This is a genomic window from Candidatus Dependentiae bacterium, assembly GCA_040878395.1.
GTDB lineage: Bacteria > Babelota > Babeliae > Babelales > Vermiphilaceae > JAKBEL01.
Map to the genome: position 1 here is coordinate 90948 of JBBDMI010000008.1, position 22573 is coordinate 113520.

General features: G+C 33.2%; 16 protein-coding genes. 11 read left to right on the plus strand and 5 right to left on the minus strand.

The annotated features are described in order from the left end of the window. From WD055_03855 to glmS, 4 genes are all read left to right on the plus strand, one after another. A partial coding sequence (locus tag WD055_03855; GenBank protein MEX0849339.1) for a hypothetical protein occupies positions 1-365 on the plus strand: 365 nt, incomplete at its 5' end. A gap of 312 nt (positions 366-677) precedes the next feature. Beyond that, entirely contained in the window at positions 678-2666 is a 1989-nt protein-coding gene (metG, locus tag WD055_03860; GenBank protein MEX0849340.1) for a methionine--tRNA ligase, read from the plus strand. Between the two features lie 118 nt (positions 2667-2784). Beyond that, a complete protein-coding gene (locus WD055_03865; GenBank protein ID MEX0849341.1) occupies positions 2785-4671 on the plus strand; it encodes a heparinase II/III family protein in 1887 nt (628 codons plus the stop codon). Positions 4672-4706: 35 nt separating this feature from the next. Beyond that, positions 4707-6608 carry a glutamine--fructose-6-phosphate transaminase (isomerizing) gene (glmS, locus tag WD055_03870; protein MEX0849342.1) on the plus strand — a complete coding sequence of 634 codons (1902 nt, stop codon included), beginning with the start codon at positions 4707-4709 and terminating at the stop codon, positions 6606-6608. Positions 6609-6661: 53 nt separating this feature from the next. Here the strand turns inward: glmS and WD055_03875 are convergent, their stop codons facing one another. Further along, positions 6662-6874: a hypothetical protein gene (locus tag WD055_03875; protein ID MEX0849343.1), complete on the minus strand. Its 213-nt coding sequence runs from the start codon at positions 6872-6874 to the stop codon at positions 6662-6664. A gap of 167 nt (positions 6875-7041) precedes the next feature. On the opposite strand from WD055_03875, the gene WD055_03880 reads away from it, so the two are divergent. Both WD055_03880 and WD055_03885 read left to right on the plus strand, forming a co-directional pair. Then, entirely contained in the window at positions 7042-7530 is a 489-nt protein-coding gene (locus tag WD055_03880; GenBank protein ID MEX0849344.1) for a GNAT family N-acetyltransferase, read from the plus strand. A 33-nt stretch (positions 7531-7563) separates the two neighbouring features. Beyond that, on the plus strand, positions 7564-8439 hold the full coding sequence (locus tag WD055_03885) for a DUF4097 family beta strand repeat-containing protein (GenBank protein MEX0849345.1): 876 nt from the start codon (positions 7564-7566) through the stop codon (positions 8437-8439). A 70-nt stretch (positions 8440-8509) separates the two neighbouring features. On the opposite strand, the gene WD055_03890 is transcribed toward WD055_03885, so the two are convergent. From WD055_03890 to WD055_03905, 4 genes are all read right to left on the minus strand, one after another. Next, positions 8510-8866 carry a hypothetical protein gene (locus tag WD055_03890; protein MEX0849346.1) on the minus strand — a complete coding sequence of 119 codons (357 nt, stop codon included), beginning with the start codon at positions 8864-8866 and terminating at the stop codon, positions 8510-8512. A 116-nt stretch (positions 8867-8982) separates the two neighbouring features. Next, the gene (locus tag WD055_03895; GenBank protein MEX0849347.1) at positions 8983-11625 is read right to left on the minus strand and encodes a nucleoside monophosphate kinase; all 2643 of its coding nucleotides are present in this window, start codon (positions 11623-11625) and stop codon (positions 8983-8985) included. A gap of 126 nt (positions 11626-11751) precedes the next feature. After that, the gene (locus WD055_03900) at positions 11752-12024 is read right to left on the minus strand and encodes a type II toxin-antitoxin system Phd/YefM family antitoxin (protein ID MEX0849348.1); all 273 of its coding nucleotides are present in this window, start codon (positions 12022-12024) and stop codon (positions 11752-11754) included. Between the two features lie 192 nt (positions 12025-12216). Further along, positions 12217-12543, minus strand: coding sequence for a hypothetical protein (locus tag WD055_03905; GenBank protein MEX0849349.1), 327 nt, complete (start codon positions 12541-12543; stop codon positions 12217-12219). Between the two features lie 215 nt (positions 12544-12758). On the opposite strand from WD055_03905, the gene WD055_03910 reads away from it, so the two are divergent. The 5 genes from WD055_03910 to WD055_03930 all read left to right on the plus strand — a co-directional run bounded on the left by WD055_03910 (position 12759) and on the right by WD055_03930 (position 22537). After that, positions 12759-14381 carry a DEAD/DEAH box helicase gene (locus WD055_03910; GenBank protein MEX0849350.1) on the plus strand — a complete coding sequence of 541 codons (1623 nt, stop codon included), beginning with the start codon at positions 12759-12761 and terminating at the stop codon, positions 14379-14381. A 212-nt stretch (positions 14382-14593) separates the two neighbouring features. Next, the gene (locus tag WD055_03915; GenBank protein ID MEX0849351.1) at positions 14594-16996 is read left to right on the plus strand and encodes a WD40 repeat domain-containing protein; all 2403 of its coding nucleotides are present in this window, start codon (positions 14594-14596) and stop codon (positions 16994-16996) included. A 163-nt stretch (positions 16997-17159) separates the two neighbouring features. Next, positions 17160-20048 (plus strand): hypothetical protein, encoded by a 2889-nt coding sequence (locus tag WD055_03920; protein ID MEX0849352.1) that lies wholly within the window; start codon positions 17160-17162, stop codon positions 20046-20048. Then, the gene (locus WD055_03925) at positions 20045-21244 is read left to right on the plus strand and encodes a hypothetical protein (protein ID MEX0849353.1); all 1200 of its coding nucleotides are present in this window, start codon (positions 20045-20047) and stop codon (positions 21242-21244) included. The genes WD055_03920 and WD055_03925 overlap by 4 nt, the downstream gene beginning before the upstream one ends. An 87-nt stretch (positions 21245-21331) precedes the next feature. Continuing rightward, positions 21332-22537, plus strand: a complete 1206-nt coding sequence (locus WD055_03930) for a hypothetical protein (protein ID MEX0849354.1) — start codon at positions 21332-21334, stop codon at positions 22535-22537. Positions 22538-22573 lie beyond the last annotated feature (36 nt).

Below are 22573 nucleotides of genomic sequence, written 5' to 3' on the forward strand. Positions count from 1 at the left end.
AAAGTTATGTTGTTGTAATCGACAGTAAGCTTGATAATCTAGATGTTGGTGGTAGCGCAATTGATGCAGTAAACAGTACTGTTGATAGAATCAGTAGTGTTTCAGATGAGATATTACAAAAAGTATGCACAACAGAAAGTGTTGTGGATGCGATTGATAGTAAGGTGGATAACTTGGCTTTAGATACTAGCTTGTTACCAATTATTAATGAAACAACTATGCATATTGATTGTGGTGTCGGTTCAAAAACTGATCTAGCATTCAGTAATACAGATATTTTCAGTACACTTGATGGTATTAATTCCACTGATATAAGTGTTATATCTTGGTTAAAAACCATTATGAGTGAATTGCGTGGTGTTTAAACATCATTAAGTAAGCAATTTATGCTAAAAAAAGGGCTCCATTTATGGGGCCCTTTTTTGATTAAAAGGTGGTTTTTGGATATGATGGAAGTAGTAAAAATGCTATTAAAGTTCTAAGGTGGCTATAACATTTAAGATGTTTATATTTTCTTCTTTTGTCATCCCTGCGTAGGCAGGGATCTAGTGTTTTTTTATTGACAAAAAGAGTGTCGCAAGATTATACAATCAATATTAAATTGGATTCCTGCCTGCGCAGGAATGATAGAGTTGGGAATTAATGTAGCTACATAAGATATAGAATCTGCATTTAGTTTGATTTATTATGATTTTTTTAACTCGGATCTGATGCCCATGTCACAAAAAAATAGTTGTTATGTTACTACTCCAATTTATTACGTTACTGCAAAACCACATTTAGGTTCATTATATTCTACCTTGCTTGCAGATGTAATTGCGAGATGGGGCAGTTTGCAAGGTAAAAAAAAATTTATGTTGACCGGGACCGATGAGCATGGTCAAAAGGTGGCGCAAGCGGCAGAAAAGGCCGGAAAATCACCTAAAGATTTTGTAGATGGTTTTATCGATGCTTACAAAAATACGTGGCATGCCTATGATATTGAGTATAGTTATTTTATTCGTACAACTGATACTGCACATGTAAAAGCGGTACAAAAATGGATTTTAGATTTAATTGAAAAAGGTGATATTTACAAAGCACATTATGAAGGCTGGTATTGTACGCCATGTGAAACATTTGTCACAGATACTGAAATTGATGAACAAAAAAAAGCAGGCCAAGATTTGCATTGTCCATCATGTTCACGAGAATTACATAAAATAAAAGAAGAGACCTACTTTTTTAGATTGTCAGCTTATCAAGATAAACTGCTTAAGTTTTATGAAGAAAATCCAGATTTCTTTAGTCCACCTGAGCGAGCAAAAGAGGTAATTAATTTTGTTAAATCAGGTTTAAAAGATTTGAGCATTTCACGCAAGACAGTCAAGTGGGGGATTCCATTTCCGGGCGATGAAGAACATGTCACCTATGTTTGGGCTGATGCATTAAATAATTATATTACTGCAATTGGCTATGGACAAGAAGGACGTGAAAAAGAGTTTAATATGTGGTGGCCGGCAGCGACACAAGTCTTGGGTAAAGACATTGTCCGTTTTCATGCAATATATTGGCCGGCATTTTTAATGGCATCAAATTTAGCGCTTCCTAAACAATTGTTGGTGCATGGATGGATAAAGGTTGATAAACAAAAAATGTCTAAATCATTAGGAAATGCTATTGATCCAATGGTATTAAAAGAAGCGTATGGTGCAGAAGAAGTTCGTTATTATTTGATGCGTCATATGTCCATAACACATGATAGTAATTTTACTATTGCAGATTTGGAGCAAACGATTACATCTGATTTGGCAAATGATTTGGGTAATTTACTCAATCGTATGACAAGTTTGGCAGAAAAAAATGATGCAATGGAAATCACTGATCCGGAAGTTTGGTCAGAGTCTGCATTGGAAGTTGTTAATGAAAGCTGGAATGTCATTGAAGATTTCACTGAGTATATGAGTGAAAACTTAATTCATATGGCCCTGTCTCGTCTATGGAAGTTTATTCATCAAATAAATGCTTATTTTCATGCACAAGAGCCGTGGAAATTGGCCAAAACAGATAGAGCAGCGTTTATGCAAGTGCTTAGTGTCACCTGTCATAGTTTGCGTGTTGTAGCTACTTTATTGTGGCCAATTATGCCAAAAAAGTCAGAGCAACTGTTACAAAGTATTGGTGTGAAGTTTGAAATAAAAGAAAATCATAATATTGTTGAAGATCTTGAATTAAGCTGGAAAGGAAGAACTTTTATGTTGAGTAAAATTGCAGCGTTATTTAAAAAACATGAGCCAAAACCGAAAGAAGAAGTTTTGAAAAAAGCTGAACAAAAAGAAGTAAAAAAAACAGATGATGATCATATCACTATTGATGATGTGATTAAAGTTGAGCTTTTAGTTGGTACCATTGAGCAATGTGAAGAATTGCCTAAATCAGACAAGTTGCTTAAAATGCAAGTGAACTTTGGTGGTAAAGGTATGCGTCAAATTTTAGCCGGAATAAAAGCTTCATATGCTCCAGAAGATCTTATTGGTAAACAAGCAATTTTTGTTACCAATTTAAAACCGCGTAAAATGATGGGCATTGAATCTCAAGGGATGATGCTTATTTCAAAAGATGAAAATGGTAAAGTGTATATTAATTCTCCGGTTACAAAAGTTCCAAATGGAACACGTTTACAATAAATTTTGATCAATTATTTTATAAAGTGATAGTGTTTGTTTTAACAGCGCTATCACTTTTTTGTTTTTAGTTATATTTTATCTATGTAATTTTGAAACAATGATAACAAAATAAAGATCTATGTTTTATTTAAAACGAAAACTAAAAAAAATATATCAAGTTGGTCCGCGAGAGTGCTGGCGCATCGTATCTAATCGTTCTTTAATTCATCGATTTGTACAGAAAAATAAACAACATGCATTGCAAAAAAATGCTGCAATTAATTGGCAGGATTTTGAAAGTAAATATGTAATTAATTGTGTTCAATTTTTTGAGCAACTTAAAAAAAATAATTTAATTTTTTTAAATGATTATTTAAAAGATATAACATCGAATGAAATATTAAATACAGCAAATAACATTGTGCAAAACAGATGGTTACTATTTAATGAGTCGATTATATTTAAAAGTAAAGATCGTTGGCATACCGATTTTTTATTAAAAAAAAATGATGCTACCGATTGTGTATTTGATCCAGATATGTACTTTAATGAAATTCAAATAATTGCTGGTAAGTCTGACCGGCATGTTAAAGATGTGCGTGTTGTTTGGGAGCTTAATCGTTTGCAAATGCTTGTACAATTAGGGCAAGCATTTAAGTTGACTGGAGATGAAAAGTTTGTTGATTATTTTCAAGAACTAATAATCGATTGGTGTAATCAAAATGCATATTTGCTTGGCGTTAATTGGTTGTGTCCAATGGAAGTTGGCATTCGTGCAATAAATTTAATTATTGCTTTTGATTATTTCAAGCATGCACACATCGATAATAATTTTTGGCAACAATATATCTGTTTATTGTATGATCATATGAATTATCTTGAGAATACATGGGAGTATTATGACGGTCGCACTTCAAATCATTATCTTTCAGATTTAGTTGGTTATTTTTATTTGACATGGTTTTTTGGTGATCTACATGGTATGCAAAAAAAACAAGATTGGGTTGTGTCTGAAGTTCTAAAAGAATTTGAAAAACAGATTCAACTAGATGGTACAAGTTATGAGGGTTCGACATCTTACCATGTTTTAGTTACGGAACTTTTTTATTTGTTTTATCTGTTGTGTGATCAATTGCATATTTCATTGCCGCAATCATTTATGCAGACATTGGCTAAGATGTTTGATTTTATTGATGCTTGTAATGTTAATACTAAAGATATGATAACTATAGGTGATAGTGATTCAGGTAAAGTTTTATATTGTGGCTTGCCTTATCGTATAGTGCAACAAATGAAAAACAGATTGGACAGACATGAGTTACAGCATTTTGTAGATTTTGGTTTATCTATTTTAAAAAACAGGACTTGGCATGTTAGTTTGCGTCATCATGTATATAACAATAGACAGCCTTCGGGACATTTTCATAATGATGTAGGTAGTGTAACGTTGGCCATTGATGGGATTCCAATTTTGGTAGATCCGGGAAGTTATTGTTATACAGCATCTGCAAAATGGCGCAACTTTTTCCGTTCAGTAGAACAGCATAATGTTATGTTTTTCAAGGGTACCGAGCAGGCAGATTTTGATGAAAGATTGTTTGCCTTGTCATTGCCGGAAAAAAAATATATACATTATGATGATGATAAAATATTAAAAGAGTCGCATATATTATATGATAATGTTGGACTCACTTTGAATCGTGAATTAAAAATAGAAGAAAAAGCTTTGTTTATATATGATTCATTAAACGAATCTTCAAAAATGAACTCAGATTTAGTTCCTGTTTTAAACTTTGTATTTTCACCGAAAATTGTATTGCAAAAAGAACAAGATAGTTGGTTGATTATGTATAGAAATAAGGTGCTGTGCATGTTGGAAACTGAGCTGAAATTTGAACAGTATAATGGATGGGTGTCAGATGTTTATGGCAAAAAAAATGACGCCATATGTTTGCGTGCTAAAGTTCCATTAACCCTAAAAGAACAATACGTTAGTTGTTTTAGGTTACCAAATTCTATAGTATAGTTACTCTATTATATAACCAAAAAAAGGAGCCGCATATGAAGTTGTCAAAACTTATGCTTATTGGTGCATTATTCTTTAATCATCATATTAATTATTCGTGCAGTATTTTTGCTTATATTGGATCAGAGTTGTGCAAAGCGCATGTGCTCAAATGTTTGGCTCGATTGGAATATCGCGGTTATGATTCTGCTGGATTTGCTGTATATGATGTGGTAACTGATGATATTATATCGATAAAGAAACCGGGAAAAATTGAGGTACTTAAGGAAGCTGTGTTTGCTGTACCATGTGATGGTTATGCGGCATTAGGGCATACTCGTTGGTCAACGCATGGTGTTTCAAATGAAACAAATGCTCATCCCCATATGAATGATGATGCTACTTTTGCATTGGTTCATAATGGTATTGTTGAAAATCATTTTCAAATCAAAGAACAATTAGTTAAAAAAGGGTACACCTTTAAAACAGAAACGGATACTGAAGTTATTGTGCATCTGTTTGATGATGCATTAAAACAAACAGATGATTTAAAAGAAGCAGTTTTAAATACTGTGCGTCAATTAAATGGAGCATGTACTTTTGTGGCGTTGCATAAAGATTATCCGGATACTTTAATTGTGACTCGTCAACGATCACCGCTTTGTATTGGTGTTGGAGAGGATGGCATGCATATAGCATCAGATTTTTTGGCATTTGCAGATAAAACCAGTGATGTGTTTTTCCTGCCGGAAAAATCAATTGCATTAGTGCAAAAGGGAGCCATTTCTTCGTATGATTATGATGGAAATGCTTTATTGGTTGAAACTAAAACAGTTACCTTGCAACCTTCAGCTTATGAAAAACTTGATCATGAACATTTTATGCTCAAAGAAATGTATGAACAAAAAGCGGTAATTGAAAAAACGGTTAATTATTTGAAAGGCTTGGACGACACTATTTGGGAGCAGCTTGGTTTAACACAGGTGCAAGCAGAAACAGTATCAAGTATTAATTTATTCGGATGCGGCACTTCATGGCACGCAGCACGCATTGGTCAATTCTTTTTTGAAAAAATTGCAAAATTGCCGACTTGTGTACACCTTGCTTCTGAATTTCGTTATATGGAATTTTTTCCGTCTACCAATAGTCTGTTTATGGCAATTTCTCAATCGGGTGAAACAGCTGATACATTAGAGTTGATTCGTTATTTTAAAAAGTTTGGTGCGCATTCAACCGCTTTGACCAATGTTGAAACCAGTTCTATGGTGCGTGAAACAGAGGGGCATCTGTTAACCAAAGCCGGTCCTGAAATTGCAGTGGCATCAACAAAAGCATTTTCAACACAACTTACGGTATTATATTGGTTAGCCAATAGGTTTGCATTGCATCGTGGACATATTGATAGCAAGCAGATGGCGCAAGCAGAACAGGATCTATTGCATGCAGCACACGTATTGGAACAATCAATTGAAACTTATAAAGTTGAAATTATAGAATCAGCAACAAAATATGCACAATCACAACGCGTGATGTATTTGGGGCGTCATGTTACTTATCCATTTGCAATGGAAGGTGCACTAAAATTGAAAGAGATTTCATACCTTTTCGCACAAGGTTATCCGGCAGGTGAATTGAAACATGGATCGATAGCATTGGTTGATGAACAAACGCCAATTGTCCTTTTTTCACATCAAGATCCGGTTATTTATCAAAAATTGGTTGGCAATGCGCAAGAGGTTAAAGCGCGTAAAGGGCATTTGATTATTTTTGCATTTGAAGGACAAAATGAATTGATTGAACTAGCCGATAAAGTATTTATTGTTCCGCGTGTTGCACCATTGCTCGAACCGCTCGCGATGACCGGTGTTATGCAATTTTTTGCTTATCAAATTGCACTTGTATTGGGGCGTGATATTGATAAACCACGTAATTTAGCAAAAGCAGTAACAGTGGAATAAAATATTAAAAAATGAAGTAAAAAAAGAGCGACTCACAAGAGTCGCTCTTTTTTTTATATTTTTTCTGTTTGAATACTAACGCCACCTATTTCAACAGGTGGAGTTAGGTAGTCTTGAGAGTTTCTTTTACGATGTCTTAATATAGCGGTCATAGGAGCGACCAAAGTTCCTATTCTTCTTTTTTTATCATTTGGATTATCAAAATTAACACTCAAAAGAGATGTTGCTGAAAAAATAGTTACTATTAAAAAAAGTTTTTGATGCATAATATTCCATGAATGTTTTTACGTTAAGCTGATCTTTCAATAATTATGATAAAGGAATTTGACTGTTTTGCAATAGTAAAATGCTTGTTTTAATGGTCTTACTTGTAAAATGGAACAAGAACTTTATACAATATATATAAATGGAGCTGTGTCGTATGGAGGTTATTATGGAGCAGATTATTGGCTCACATATTGTTTTACGTAAATTACATTATAGATATATATCATCCTATTTAGATGCATTTGTAGATGAAATAAAGAAAACATTACATGTTTCCGGTAGAGATGCAGAGTATACCTATTTATTGCAGCGTCTTTCATTGGTTGGTATAGAGCAAACTTTTTTTTTTATTATATTTCATAAACAACGTAATAACTGTATTGGTGCAATTGAAATTCGTGGTGCTGAGCATGCAGGTCAATTGTATTGTTGGTTGCATCCAAGCTATTGGGGGCGTAATTATTTTCAAGAAGCAATGATGTTGGCATCTCGTGTTTATTTTTCAATTACGAATGCATTGTATTTTACGGCGCGAGTTGATATAGATAATATAAGAAGTTATAGAGCATTAAAAAAAATTGGTTTTGCTGATTATCATTGGGTTGATGGTCCACATGGCAAACAATATGAACTTATTTTAAGAAAAAAAGTATGAGTATCATTATATAAAATAGAAGGGAATGTTATTATGCAAAAAAGAATTATATTACATACGGGTTTATTGCTTGTATGTGCACAGGCATTGGCACGGGTAGAAGAAAAAAAACTGTTTAGTTATGACTTTGATGCGCGCGGTGAGCTTGAGGTGGAAAGTGGTGCAGGAAATGTGACCGTTGTTGGTTCTGATACACATAATAAGGTAACGGTAGAGGTTACTAAACGTGCAAATACAAAAGAAGAAATGGCTTTATTTGATGCAAAAATTGATATTAGTGATAAAGAAACAAAGGCAAAAGTGAGATCAGATAATCTCAACCGTGTTGCAAATGCAAGTATTGATTTTAATGTTATGGTGCCGCGTTATACTGAGGTTGATGCAGAAGTTGGTAGCGGTAATATCGTGATTCAAAATATAAAAGGTCAAATGAAAGCTGAAGCTGGATCAGGCAATGTGACCATTTCAGGTGCACGCAAAGAAGTTGAAGTGCGCGTCGGTTCAGGAGATGCTCAAATTGCATATGCTGCAGATGGTTTTGGAAAAACTGATGTGAAAGTTGGCAGTGGAAGTATTCAAGTGACCAATGCCGGAGGCTCAGTAGAGGCGAAATCAGGCAGTGGTGCAATTACTATTGATCAACGTATTTTGCCGCATAAAGAAGAAATTGATGCAAAAACCGGTGCAGGGAATGTAAAAGTTTCATTGCCATTAGAGGTTAATGCAACGGTTAAGGCTGAATCAAAAACGGGCACGATTGCTGATGGTGGCTTGCAATGGATGCGTAAACCTCTCAAAGAAGGGCAACCAAAACCTGCCGGTGACAAAGCAAGCGTAGTATTAGGTAAAGGTTATGCTGATGTTGATCTTGAAGCTAAAATCGGTTCAGTATCGGTGAGTTTGAAGTAACTTGTTTTATAAAAGTAAGATTATTTAGATAAAAAGAGCCTCAATGTATTGAGGCTCTTTTTATAATAGTTTACATTACTCGTTTGTTATCCGTTATCCAACGATAAAGCTCATAAATATCAGGGTATAGTATGCCCTTTTTTTTCAAGCATTCTTGAAACTTTTTGTAAGCGGGATGGTCTTTGCTAACTTTGGTTAGAGTGCCGCTTGCACTTACACCAACAGGAATTTCGTTAGGGCTTGTCGTGTAGCCCGCAGGTACGCATTCCCTGTAAGTAGGGACGTTACGACCCTTACGACCCTTTAGATCGAAATCGAATGAAATTCCACCAGCCTGGGCTCCACCAGCCTGGGCTCCACCAACAGACAGTGCAAACATTTGCCCAGCTGAAAGCAGCATAATTGCTGTTAATAATAGTTTTTTCATAATTTAGTCTCCTTTTTAGAAAAAACATGTATTTGTTTACATCACTAGTTTTATGTTATCACTGGGGGGGGGTAAAAAGCAATGGATTGGTTGAAAGGCTTATTGCAAAGGTGTTTTTAGCTGTTTTTGTCAGGACTAGCTTGATTTATAGGAACAGATTTTATGCATTTATTGTACACTTTTGGTAAATTTTCTAAAGAACATTCTGTATCAATAGTTTTTATAGGGTAATTTTTTTTCACAGCTTGTTTGATCGGTTCAGCTTGAGTATGAAAATAATCTAAGCGTTTCTGTACGATCTCTTTAGTATCCGATTGTCGAGTCCATAGTTCGCCTTGACAGCAATCACAGATCTCTGGTTTTGCAGGAGGAAGTGAAGCTGAATTATAAATATGAGAACAATTTTTGCAAACTTGTCGCATTAATATTCTATCGATGCAGGTTTGATCACTCGCTTTAAGCTCTACAAAGCATACTTTATCAAGTAAATTATTGTCTTGAAAAAAATTGTGTAAAAATTCATATGATTCAACTGAATGAGGAAATCCTTCAAGAATAAACAGTTTTTTCTGTTTATGAATGTTTAATATATTATCCGTAATAATTTTACGAACACTCTTTTCATCAACGTAGTCTCCTTTTTCAATAATGGGTTGTATTTTTTTTCCAAATTCAGTTTGCTTATTGATTTCGCTTCTAAAAATATCTCCGGGTGAAATGCTTACATAGTTATAATTTTGTGTAAGATAGTGAGAGAATGTGCCCTTACCGCTGCCGGGCATGGATATAAGAACCAAGTTTTTATAGCATTGTTCAGGCTTTGATTGAAACCAATTAGCTTTTTCTGGATCAACAATTTGTATAGAATCATTTTTTATTACGTAAAAGATGACATGATCTTTTACGTTTTTTTCTTTCCATTTTGATTTAATCCATTCTATTTCTTTGGTTGTTGCTTTATTAATACGCGCGTCATAATTGTTGATAACAAAATGAACAGTTATTCCTTTGGAGATAAAAAAATGAAGGCCGCCTAAACACATATTCCATAAGGTTTCCAATTCAGGAGAATCATCCGAAGGAATTTGTTCCGGATAGCGTCCAAAAGGCTCAAGGTATATGGGGAAATTATGCAGAAATGTATGATATTCAGTTAGATATTGATTATATATGACAAATTTTTTATCTTTTACCTCTTCTTGATATGCAGGACTTCGCAAGACATCATTATATTGATCGACTAATTTTGGTAGTGCGTTAATATTACAGCTATCAGAAAATAGCTTAGAAAATGGTTTAACATTTCCGATCCTAAAATAATCTTCCAGTTCTAATCTTTTTGCAAAGGCAATGCGGTCCGCATTAGTACCATACAGTAAATCTCCTTCATTCCATGTGAATAAAAAGTTGTTATTGATAATGCTTGATTCAAGGTGCGGTTTATCTTGTTTTATTTTTTTTAAATTCTGTTTATATAAATATTCATTATCTATTATTTTTTGTAGAGCCTTAGTAAGATTTGATAAAGGTTTGAGGCTTGAGCGTTCAAACAGTCCGGATTCAGTATTAATAGCAGCTTCTCTATTTTTAGGCTTATGAAGGAAAGAGATACCGATATTGAGTTTTTGAATATTGAGTGCGCTCAGATGTTGATCTCCAAAAAAAGGTATTACAATCATGGGAACTTCAGTATCGATAGCTTCATTTACACTATTGCCTCCTCCATGAGTTATAAAAATATCAGCCTGTTCAAGTATAGTTCCTTGCGGAACTGATTCGAAAATATGAAAATTTGAAGGCGGATTAGGCATAATCTCTTGAGGATTACGTCCTGCGGAAATCACCACAACGTATTTTTCTTGATTACCTAATTTTTGAGTTAGTGTATCAAAAATATGTGACACAAATGTGTGAACCGCAGGGACATTGTTCCAAAGGTTTTTCGTTACTACTGTTCCCAATGAAACATAAATAAGTTTTTGATGAGGTGCTTTTTTGATTGTATATGGTTCCGTTTTTAATTTTTCAGGACGGACAAAAGTTACGTTTTTTAAGTTTCGATTGCATTGATAGTTTGATGCCTTAATAAGTTTAGGCCATGACCAAATGATATTTTCATTTTCTGAGGGCAATAAAAATGCATCGGAAACCATTTCAAGATTCCGGGCAATAGGTATATTAAACTTTTTTTCTAATTGATTAATTAAAGGGCGATTGTTTTGTATACCTTCGATAAACTGTTTGTTTTTAGGATTAAAAGGGCCCACAATCGCTGGAATAGAGCATATCGTCGGGATATTTAATGCTTGTCCTGCAAAATAACCTTCAAGTGCAAAAAAATCATAGATGATAACATCGCTCCCTTTTATAAGCTCAATGGTTTTATCAACAAGATGCACCGTGCGTGGAAAAGTGAAAACCATCGGAGCGGAAGAAGTTAAAGATGTATCATTTACAATATGTACTTGAATGCCGGCATCGGTAAGTTTTTTAATATATTCAGGGAAAATTTGAATATTTTCCCATCCGGTTATAATAAAGCGGATATTGTACTGTTTCTGAGCAGCTAAATATATGGATGATTTCATTAAAATATTGAAATGACCATAAAAGGGGACAGAAACAAAAGTAATATTTTTAATGTTATTATTGGCAACTTTTTCTTTATTGTTAATAAGTACTGATAGCTGATTGGGATTGGCGACAGTACATGAGACATACAGTATTAAAAATAAAAAACAGTTTTTGAATCTTATCACAAGGATCCTTTTTGAGAGATTTAGTCATAAATAGATAATATTAGCTTAATAATGTACATTGAGCAAAGCTATATTTATGTTATCACTCGGGGGGGGGGTAAAAAGCAATAGTTCGATTAATAGGTATTATTTTATTAGCGGTAATGAATGGAATATCTTCAACGATGTTTTTAATTGGAAGTGTCCCATGAAATCATCGGGTAATATATCAAAATCATCTTCGATGACAACTTTTCCCGCCCAAGATCCCAGTTCACGTTTTTTCTTGTTTGAATCAAATGCAGCCAGTTTAGCTACCGGAATGTCAGCCTTGCAAATGATAACTTCCTGGCCTTTGGCAACCAGTTCTACTAATTTAGAAAGGTTAGTTTTTGCTTCATGAAGATTTGCTTTTTTCAATGTTTTTCTCCGTATTTAAAAAGTATCTCTGTTAGCTTAGCTAAGTTTAGTTAAGCTTGTCAGCAAATATTTCAAAAAACAGTTATGACTTTTAGTTTAGCTGTTTTGTAGATGTTAGTTTTTTATTGAAATAAGAATGGAGAATCAGGTGTTCTAATTTCAGTAAGTCTGGTTGGAGTTAGGAGTTTATATTTAAAAGCTTTCTACAAGAAGGACTGAATCAATTGGTGCTTTAGCTTGTTGGTATGGATTAACATAATCAATTACTGTACCGTTTTCCAGCTGTCGATGATATTCCTGTATTGACTTGCAAAAACGATATTGTCCTTGCATTGCATTATGGAGTGTAAGGATTTTCTTTTGATTGAGTTCGTTTGTGAGAGGGGATACGATAAAAAAGCTCTTTATTATCTGTTTTAAGCTAAACTGTAACTGTGAAAAAAAAGATTCTGTTTGAGTAATAAATGTACAGTTTATTAATAATATGAAAGCATGTTTTGTTATTGTTGTATATTTCATTTCTTTCCTTCAGCGCTATTATTTTTACATATCTCTATCCAGATTAGCAAGATACATGTAAAAAAATTATTAATATTAGGTAAAAATAGATTAAAAGGATATAATTTCAGTTTGACAAGATAAAGCGAGTGGGGTATACTTTTTAATATAAGCTTTAGACAAGTAGCAAAAAATAGACAAAAAACAAATTTTCATGTCCAAATGGAGTTTCCAAAATGACTAAGTTTACCGATTTATCTTTAAGTCCATCTATGCAAAAAGCTTTGCAAGAGCTTGGATTTGTGAGCCCAACTGAAATACAAGAGAAGGCTATTCCTTCTTTAATTGAAAAAAAAGAGTCCGATTTTCATGGCCAAGCACAAACTGGTACCGGTAAAACACTTGCATTTGGAATTCCATTGATTGAAAGAGTTGATCCGGAAGTAAAGCATATACAAGCATTAGTGATTGCACCAACACGAGAATTGGTCACTCAAATTGTTGAAGCTCTAGAATCAGTTGCCAAATATAAACCGGTCACCATTGAAGCAATTTATGGTGGTGTGCCTATGATGAATCAAGAAAGAAAACTGAGAAAAGGTGTACAAATTGTAGTTGGTACAACCGGTCGTGTTATGGATCATGTACGTCGTGGCACCTTAAAATTAAATACACTCACAACATTAGTACTTGATGAAGCTGATATCATGCTTGATATGGGATTCAAAGAGGATATTGATTTTATTTTATCTCGTGCGCCAAAAAAACGAAGCATTTGGTTGTTTTCAGCAACAGTTAAGGCGGGGATTAAAGAGATTAAAGCCGCACATATGCATGATGTTGAAGTTATTTCTGTGAGTCCTAAAGCGGTTACTACAAAAAATACACAGCAATTTTATTCTATAGTTCCATCAAGAGATCGTGTGACAGCAATTTCACGTTTTATTGATTGTGCCCCGGACTTTTATGGTATCATTTTTACTGAAACAAAAGCATTGGCAGCAGAATTGCCACAACAGTTGGCAAAGCGTGGTTACAAAGTTGATGCATTACATGGTGATATGAGCCAAGTATTGCGTAATAAAGTTATTAGTAAGTTTAAGCGTAAAGATATTACTATTTTAGTGGCAACTGATGTTGCAGCCCGTGGTATTGACGTTGCCGGTTTGACTCATGTTATTAACTATTCATTACCGCGCGATCAAGAAAGTTATGTTCACCGTATTGGTAGAACAGGACGTGCAGGAAAACAAGGTATTGCTATCTCATTTATAAATCGAAGTGAGATTGGTCGTCTAAAACGATTAGCTAAAAAATTCACGTCAGAAATCAGTCAGCTTGAAGTGCCAACTTTTGAGCAAGTATTTGATGTTCGTATAAAACAAGCATTGGCATCTTTGGAATCAAAAGATGAAAAAAAAGTATCATCTGATATGGAAAAACGTTTACGTCCATTAATTGAATCGTATTCAAAAGATGCATTAGTAGACGGCATGCTTCAGTTCCTTTCAGATAAATTTGGTAAATTCGATTCACATAAAAAAGATATCACAGCACCTCAAGAAACTACTTCACGTTCTTATAATAGAGATGCAAGAGATTCATACGAAATTGCTGACAATATGTGCGAATTAATGCTCAATGTTGGAACGATGGATGGCGTTAGTCAAGAGGATGTACTTCAATTCATTCTTTCATCAAAAAAAATAAAAGAAAAAGATATTGCAAAATTACGTGTTATTAAAAAGCGTAGTTTTTTCACTGTGCCTGCAGATTGTGCAAGAGCTCTTTTACGTGCATTGGATAAAAAGAAATTTGGTGGTCGTAAAACACGTGTAAGTTTTGCAACAAGCAGATAATGAGTTTTATATTTTAAGTCTATTGTTCCCTGAACTAAAAAATATTTTTTGGTTCGGGGTTTTTTCGTTTTAATACTGTGTTTATTTTGAAATAAAATATTTTTTTTAAGTAAGACACATTTTTAATGATATGCTATAAGCTGTTTTGGATTTGAAACAGTTAAAACAGTAAAGGCTTATTTATGAACCATAGCTTAAAGAAAATTATATGTATGTTTCAATTTTTTATTATGTATTGTGCTTTTGCAATGGATAGAGAAACTATTATTCCAAAGAACGATATAGGCCTTCATGTGACAGCAAAAGGGGTTATGTCTGCTTCAAGTGTTGCTTTAAAAAAACAGACCGAATTGATGCATAATATGTGTCGAAAAAAAAAGCGACGAAAAGCAGATGATGAAGTGGTTCAAATGTTAAAGGGAGATGATATATCGCAAGATCAGTCTATAAATCATGGAAGTTTTTTACAAAATTTAAATCTTTCTGAAACAGAACAGTCAATATATCAGTTGGGTTTTAAAAGAAAAAGAGACGTATTTGGGACTCAAGAAACGGAGGGTGAGGATGTTCAAATGCTTGATGCAGATGATTTGTGTGCCTCATTGGAAAATGATACAGTACTTTTTAAGCAAGTAGGTATACGTTGTAGCCAAGAAATATTTAATTGTGCCGGTAGTACTTTTGCTCATGTTATACAAGATTGTCCTACAGGAGATAGACTAGAGGCTATAAATCAGATTTTCAAAGATTTAGATGCAGATCAAACAGTATTACTTATCAAAGCAATCAGCGCAATTTCAAGGGATAAAAAAGATATAGATGGCTGGCAACAACATCTTTCATTTTTCACATCGAAGCTAGAAAAAGATGATCTTCTATTTTTGCTTAAAAAAGCGAATTATCTTGATATTCCTGCTTTGCAAGAAAAATGTAGTGATTTATTAGTGCAGAATGCATCATATAATTTTAGTGAGATAGTAAAGCTCCCTTATGAATTGGCAGAACCGATTTTAATGTCACGATTTGATTGTTTTGATCGACTTCTTTTAAAACGTGGCGGATTAGTTAAGTTTCAAATTTCAGTATCGGAAAGTATGTCTATTAAAGCCATTGATGAGTTAAATAAACTATATATAGTACAAGATGGTGGACGTTTTTTTTTCTATGATGTTGAAAATGGGATTTATAAAGAAATTTTAATTCCTTGTGACTATACTGATTCGGTTTATTTTGAGGCTAAAAAATGTAGTCTCATGGCTGATGGTCTCATAATAAAGCTATCAAATCGTATATTGAAATATAATTTTTGTACAGATGAGTGTAAGGAATTATTTGTTTTACATGATGATGAACAATTCTACTCTGAGATGTTATTTAATCAAACAAAAACAGGCTTTTTAGTTCGTACATCAGTAAATAAAATATATGTATTAGATTTACAAAGAAAACGCTATCATCAAATTGTTAAAATGGAGGATGACGAATATATAATCAGCTATGCATTTAACGAAGTGGGTGATCACGCAGTAGTTTTAACAAACTTAAGATTAATAAACTATGATATAGAAAAATGTAAACCGGTTATAATGACTGGAATACATATGCGCGAAAGTCCACAAATTGTAATATTTGATTCTTTGCAAAAGCATCTTTTTTTACACTCTAGGAATCATATGTATGCATGTAATATAAAAACTGGTAAATGTGAGCAAATTTTTAATACAAAATTGGGGCAACTTATTAGATATGTTTCATATCAAGGGCAAAAAAATAAGTTATTTATTGAAACTGACCGTAGTGTATACATGTATGATGAACAGGATGGTTCTTCTACTGAACTTTTTTACAAGAATCGTAGTGAACGTATGGGTGAAAGATGTGCAACGCTAAATAAAGAGGGTCGTAGGCTACTGATTCAGACTAATAGACGGGCTTTGCTTTTTGATCTTTTTGATGATGTGTCGCTTATAGGTTCTATTAATTTAGATTTAATGAGATCAGTAATATGTTGTTTAAATAGTTCGGGTGATAAAGTATTGATAAAAGCAAGAAATAAACTTTTTTTATATACCGTTGAAAGTCAGGAATGCCAAAAAAAAATGCAGGTAGGTTTGTATGAAACGCTCAATGCAATGTTTAATCAAAATGGTGATCAAATTTTGATTAGTACCGATAATTGTGTTTTTGTGTATGATATTGATGCGGAACGTTTAATTCCTTTTTTTGAAAAAAAATTAGATGAGGTCTTGCAAGAGGTTTATTTCAGTAAGGATGGAAGTATGATTGTTGTCAAGACGGATAAGCGTTTACTACTTTACAATAGCTATTCAGGTGAATGTAAAGGTGTATTTGCTTTTGGATTAGAAGAATTTTGGAATGATGTTCAATTACATGATTCAGGAAAATCTGTATTAATAAAAACCAATGAACGTTTGCTTAACTGGACTCTTTCAGATATACCGCTATTACAGCAGTTAAACGCTGAACAATGTGATTTTATTACTAAAGCATCACATGCATGGCAATGCAATAAGCCGCATCTTGTAAGATCAGAAGAAGTTCCTATGTATCATAGTTTGCCTGATGTATTCAAGCAAGTACATTTATTTATTTGATAGGTAATCGTGCCACAATTAGTGTGAATCGGTTTAGATATTCATTTTTTGTAATGTGAAGTGGTTTTTCTAATAACGTTTTTTAGAATATATTGATTTTATATTGTATTACAAAAATCTTCTTGATATCCTTCGGTTGAACTTTTAACCGAAGGGTAAAAACATGAAATCATATATACCATTTTTTATATTATCGATTTTTTATTTATTTGCTGCAGATCATTTAGAATCACTCGATTTAGTAAAAGCACAGTTTAAAGAATATCGTCCAATACAATTAAGATCTGCTGATGGATCTGTCTTTTTAATTCCAGAATCGTTAGCATCTATTTCAGAAACGTTAAAAAATCAAGCAAAAGAGAATCTGCCAATTGATTTGAGCCATTTTTCTAATGAGTTGTTGGAGGATCAAATTGGATTAATGTATGAAGTTTCGGAACAAAGAAAAAACAGCATCAAAGCTAAAGAAATTGTTCAATCATTAATGCCTCATTATCAAGCTGCGACTTCTGATGATTTAGAAAAATCTATACGTGCTGCTCGTTATTTAGACGTTCAAGAAATGTTTCAAGCGGCTAGCCAAATAGGTACAAAAAGAAAAAGAGAAGACGCAGAAAAAAAAGAACCAATGCAAAAATCAGATCTTTGTGTTTTTTTAACCGGTCAAGATAATCAAACAGTAGTAATCAAAAAAACTGAAGATGTAAAAGAAGATATCACTTGTGATTTGAAAGTGTTTGATTGTGCTGGCAGTACCTTTAATAATGCGGTCCTTGATTGTCCTGCGGAGTCAAAAGTACATTTTATCAATGAAATTTTTAAGTCATTGTCTAAAGAGCAAGCAGGTGTGTTAATTAATGCAATTCAGGCAGTATACTTTGATAAAATCTCCATGGTTGATGAAGATTGCAATCATGTTACATCACTTGTAAGTCGCTATGGAGTAGATTTTCTGGATTTTTTGCTTAGAAAGTCTAATTATTTAGATATGCCTTCAGTTCAACAAGTTTGTAGCACATATTTAGCAAAAAGATCAAAGTATAGTTTTGAACAAGTTTATACATTGCCTTATGAATTAATTTTGCCTATTTTGAATCTGCGATTTAATCGTTTAAATCAATTGATTAATCGACAAATACATATTAAAGAAATTGCACGAAAAGAAGGTGCAACCTTTTATGATGATATAATTTTAACGGAAGATGAAGCTCATTTATTTATAAAAACTGCTCAAGAAATTTTGATATATGATATGCAATGTGATAGTTATACCGTTTTATTTGAAGTTGATGATGATATTGAAACAATAGAAGAAATGATTGTTAGTTTTGATGAAACAAAGGTTATAGTAAAAACAAATCTAGGCTTATTGGCTTATGATTTGCAAAATGGAGGCGAAAAAAGATTTCACTTGCAAGATAATGAATATGATGATTATTTTGTTGTTCCTGATGGATATGATGATGAAGAGATCCAATTTGCTGAGTTGAGCCTTGATGGCAATAAAGTGTTTATTCAAACAGATCATAATAAAACTTTTCTTTGGGATTTAAATACAGGAGAGGAAAAGTTGTTATCAGGACAAGAGGCTGAGGCAGGTCAAGAGGTAAATGCAGATGATTTGGAAGCTGCAGTTGCTATTGGTTTGATCACAGCAGCCGCATTGACAGCAGATAATGAATTGCAAATGGAAGATAGTGATGAAGATGTTCAAGATGCAGATCTTGAAGGTTTGTCTGAAGATAGTGATGAGGATGAATCAGCTGATGAGCTTTTCGATCGACATTTTATTGATGAGGAAATGGGCGATATACAAATGGTGAGTCTTAATTGTGATGGCAAGAAGGTGTTGATCTGTACTGATAGGCAAGTGATTTATAGAGATATAGAACAAAAAGAGCTTGATATTTCTATTGATTTAGAAGGTGCTAGGTATGTGCAAAGGCCTTATTTTTTATACGGTGAAGAAGAAATTTTTATGTGCACTAATGAGCAAGTCCTCAGGTGGAATATTAAAGAAAATAAAACAGATATTTTTTTTGAAGCATCTGTTGATGAAGAGATTGAAAGAGCAACGTTAAATAAAAATAAAGATCGTGTGCTTATTAAAACGGATAAGCAAGTTGTTCTTTATGATATGACAACAAGTAGAATGAAGCAAATGTATTCTATAAATGAAGCAGAAGAAGTTGAAGAGTCTGAAGAAGCTGATGAGTTAGATGTTTCGGATGTTGAAATGGAGGATGTGCAGGATCTTGAAGAATCTGATGAATCTGAAGAAGAGACAGATGCATATGATGAGGACCCTGTAATACATGTAAATGATGAAGGCCAAGAGTTTTATGAGGAAAATGGGATAGTGGTTTTACTAGATCAAGTTGTTGATGAAAGTGATGATGACCATGCTTTGGAAGATGATGATGCAATTCAAGAAGGTCAAGAGTATGAGCCGGATGAATCAGGTGATGATGAAATGGTGTTTGAAAGCAGCGAAGTTAAATATACAACTTTCAATGGTGACGGTGATAAAGTTTTTATTGTTGTTCAAAATGATTTAATTATACATGACATTGAAACAGGAAGATCTAAAAGATTTGAAATCCCTGAATTATTATTGCTTAATAATGTTGAAGATTACTGGTTACATGTCAAATTTAATGTTCAAAAAGATAAAATGCTTATACGCACTGATAAGCATATTTTTGTTTATGATTTGCGGGATGAAGTATATAAAGTTAGTTTCAAAAAAGAGCGAGATGAGGTGGTTTCTTGTGCCGATTTTAATTATGCAGGTGACAAAGTAATTATAGGAACGAGTAATCGCGTTTTAGTCTGGCCGTTTTTTTTCATGTCAGAAGAGCTCTTTTGGGATAATTTGAAGGAGTGCAAGGTTGCATTCCCTCAATCGCATATGATAAAACAGTTTGATCTCATATATAAAGCATCGAGAGCATGGAGAAAAAAAGAGGCATATCAATTAGTATCAGATGAAGAAAAAAAAATGTACGATATTTTGCCGGTTAACTTGAAGAAATTGGAGCTATTTTCATGAAATATATTATAAATGTTTTATTTTTTACATTATTTTGTACACAAGGGAATAGTCTTGTTGCAATGGATCAAGTAAATGGAGTATTTCTTGAAAGCTACCTTGGCCATAAGCGAAATAATACTGATGCATCAGTAGATCAATCTTTAAAAAAAATGAAAGTATCATCGTTATTAGTTTCAGAACCGGATGTTGTGCCGACAAAAAAATCTTTGGTTACGGTTACGCACAAAGTATTACGTGATATGTGGTTTAATAAGACAAAAAGAAAAGCAGTTTTTGATATTAATCATCAACTGTTTGTAAAAGAAGATGAGGGAAGTGGACTGAGATATATTTTTAATTTGGACCCATTGGAATGTCATCAGTCAGTTTCTTTTAATGCGTTAGAAGATGCATTATTGATTTGTACGGATAAACGGATTTTACTGCATGATATAAAAGCAGATAAAAATCAAACAATAGTCGAAAGAGATCATTCTGAAATATATGTATCTGCAAAGTTTAATCGAACAGAAAATAGTATTTTAATCTGTACCAATAAGCGGATTTTACTTTTTGATATAAATCAAAAAGCATATAAAGTGCTCTTTAATGCTTCTTTGAACAAGTGCATTGGAGAAGCTTGTTGGAATGCAGATTTTGATCAATCAGAATCATCTGTAGTTATTCACACAAGTAAGCGCATTATTCATCATGACCTTGAGACCCTTTCAAACAGAGCGATTTTCCGTGCTAAACCAGATGAATATTGTCGATCTTTTTGTTTAAGTCGTGCAGAAAACATTATGGTTATTCGGACTGAAGATAGAGTTATACTTTTGGATACGATAAATCCAAGAATTTATGATATTATTATTGGTAACAAAAATATAAAATCAGCTCTTTTTAGTAAAGATGAAAAAGAGATTATAATATGTACAGATAATGCTGTTAATGTTTATAGCATACAAAATCGTGATTTAAGATCAGTTTTTAAAGTAGATGCATGTGAGAAGTGCCAGTCTGGTATGTTCAACCGATCCAAAGATAGGTATTGTTTATTGACTAATAAGCGCATTTTATTATTTAATGCTTTCACAGGTTTGTTTCAACAAGTTTATAAAAAAGATAATATACAGTCAGTTGTATTTAATGATCAAGAAAATGAGCTTTTGGTTTCCACTGAACACGAGCTTTTTGCAGTGCCTTTCATATAACAAGTAATTTTTCATACATCTTTTAGCATGATATACGACGTTCTGTTTTTAGAATAGTGTGAATTTTGAATCATGAAAGTTAATTGTATGAAAAAAATTAGAAAAATTATAACTATAGCTCAATTTTTAGTTATGCCTTTTGCAAGCGCAATGGATACAGAAAATTCTTTGGGCACAAAAAGAAAAAGAAATACTGCTCAAGAAGTTGGAATATCTTATACACCGAATTTTTGTGTTGCATTGAAAGATGGTAGAGTAACCTTTAAACGAGCAAATATAAGATGTGATCAAGATATATTTGATGTTGCAGGCGGTACATTTGATCATGTCATGCAAGATTGTTTATCAGGAAATAAACTACAGGTTGTCGATCATATTTTCAAAGGTATGGATAAGCATCAAACAGGATTACTTGTGCATGCTATTGAAAATGTTTATCGAGATAAAACCGATGAAAGATTGCGCAGTAGGCTTGAAAGATTTACTTCAAAGTTAAAGACAGATGAATTGCTGTTTTTGCTTAAGCAAGCAAATTATCTTGATAATGGATCGTTGCAAAAAGCATGTATCGATTTGTTGGCTCAAGATGAAACGTATCGCTTTCAAGATATTGTTGAGCTTACTCCTGAGTTAGCAAGGCCGATAATGCATGAACGTTTCACGTCTATAAATAATTCTTTTTTATCTATAGGCGGATCCAACCGATTTGAGCAACGTATTTCCTCGGTGGCTTCGGTTGTGAGATTGGATAATTCAAATCGATATTTTGTTGTTCGGACGCATGGACAAACTTTTTTCTATGATATGGTTAAAAATAAGTATCAAAAAATGCCTATTTATTTAAATTTAAGTCAAAATTTTTTGTATGATAAGCGTGAGCATCTATATTTTACATACTTTAATCCGGTATATAGTCCAATATTCAGTTATCATATAGCAACCGGTTTACTAAAAGAGCACGATGTGTTTTTTTCAGAAAAGGATGCTTTTCATCTTTATAATCCGATTTTGAATGAAACAGGAGATAAAATAATCTTCAGTTCAACTGCCGGCGCTATCGGTCTTTTGGATGTTGAGACCGGTGATAGTAGTATTATTCGTCGTATAAGTGAAGATGAAAGATTTTTAAATTTTGGATTTAATCAAGCAGGCGATAGGGTAATTATCACGTCATGTTGTCGTATTGAGATATATGATGTACATCAAAATAAATTTATAGAACTGCAAGATGTTAACCCATATTCTTTTTTTGGTGAGTCTGTACATTTTAATTCAACGCACATTCAATATTGAAGTGCATAATTTAAATCAAAGCCAGTATCCTGTAAA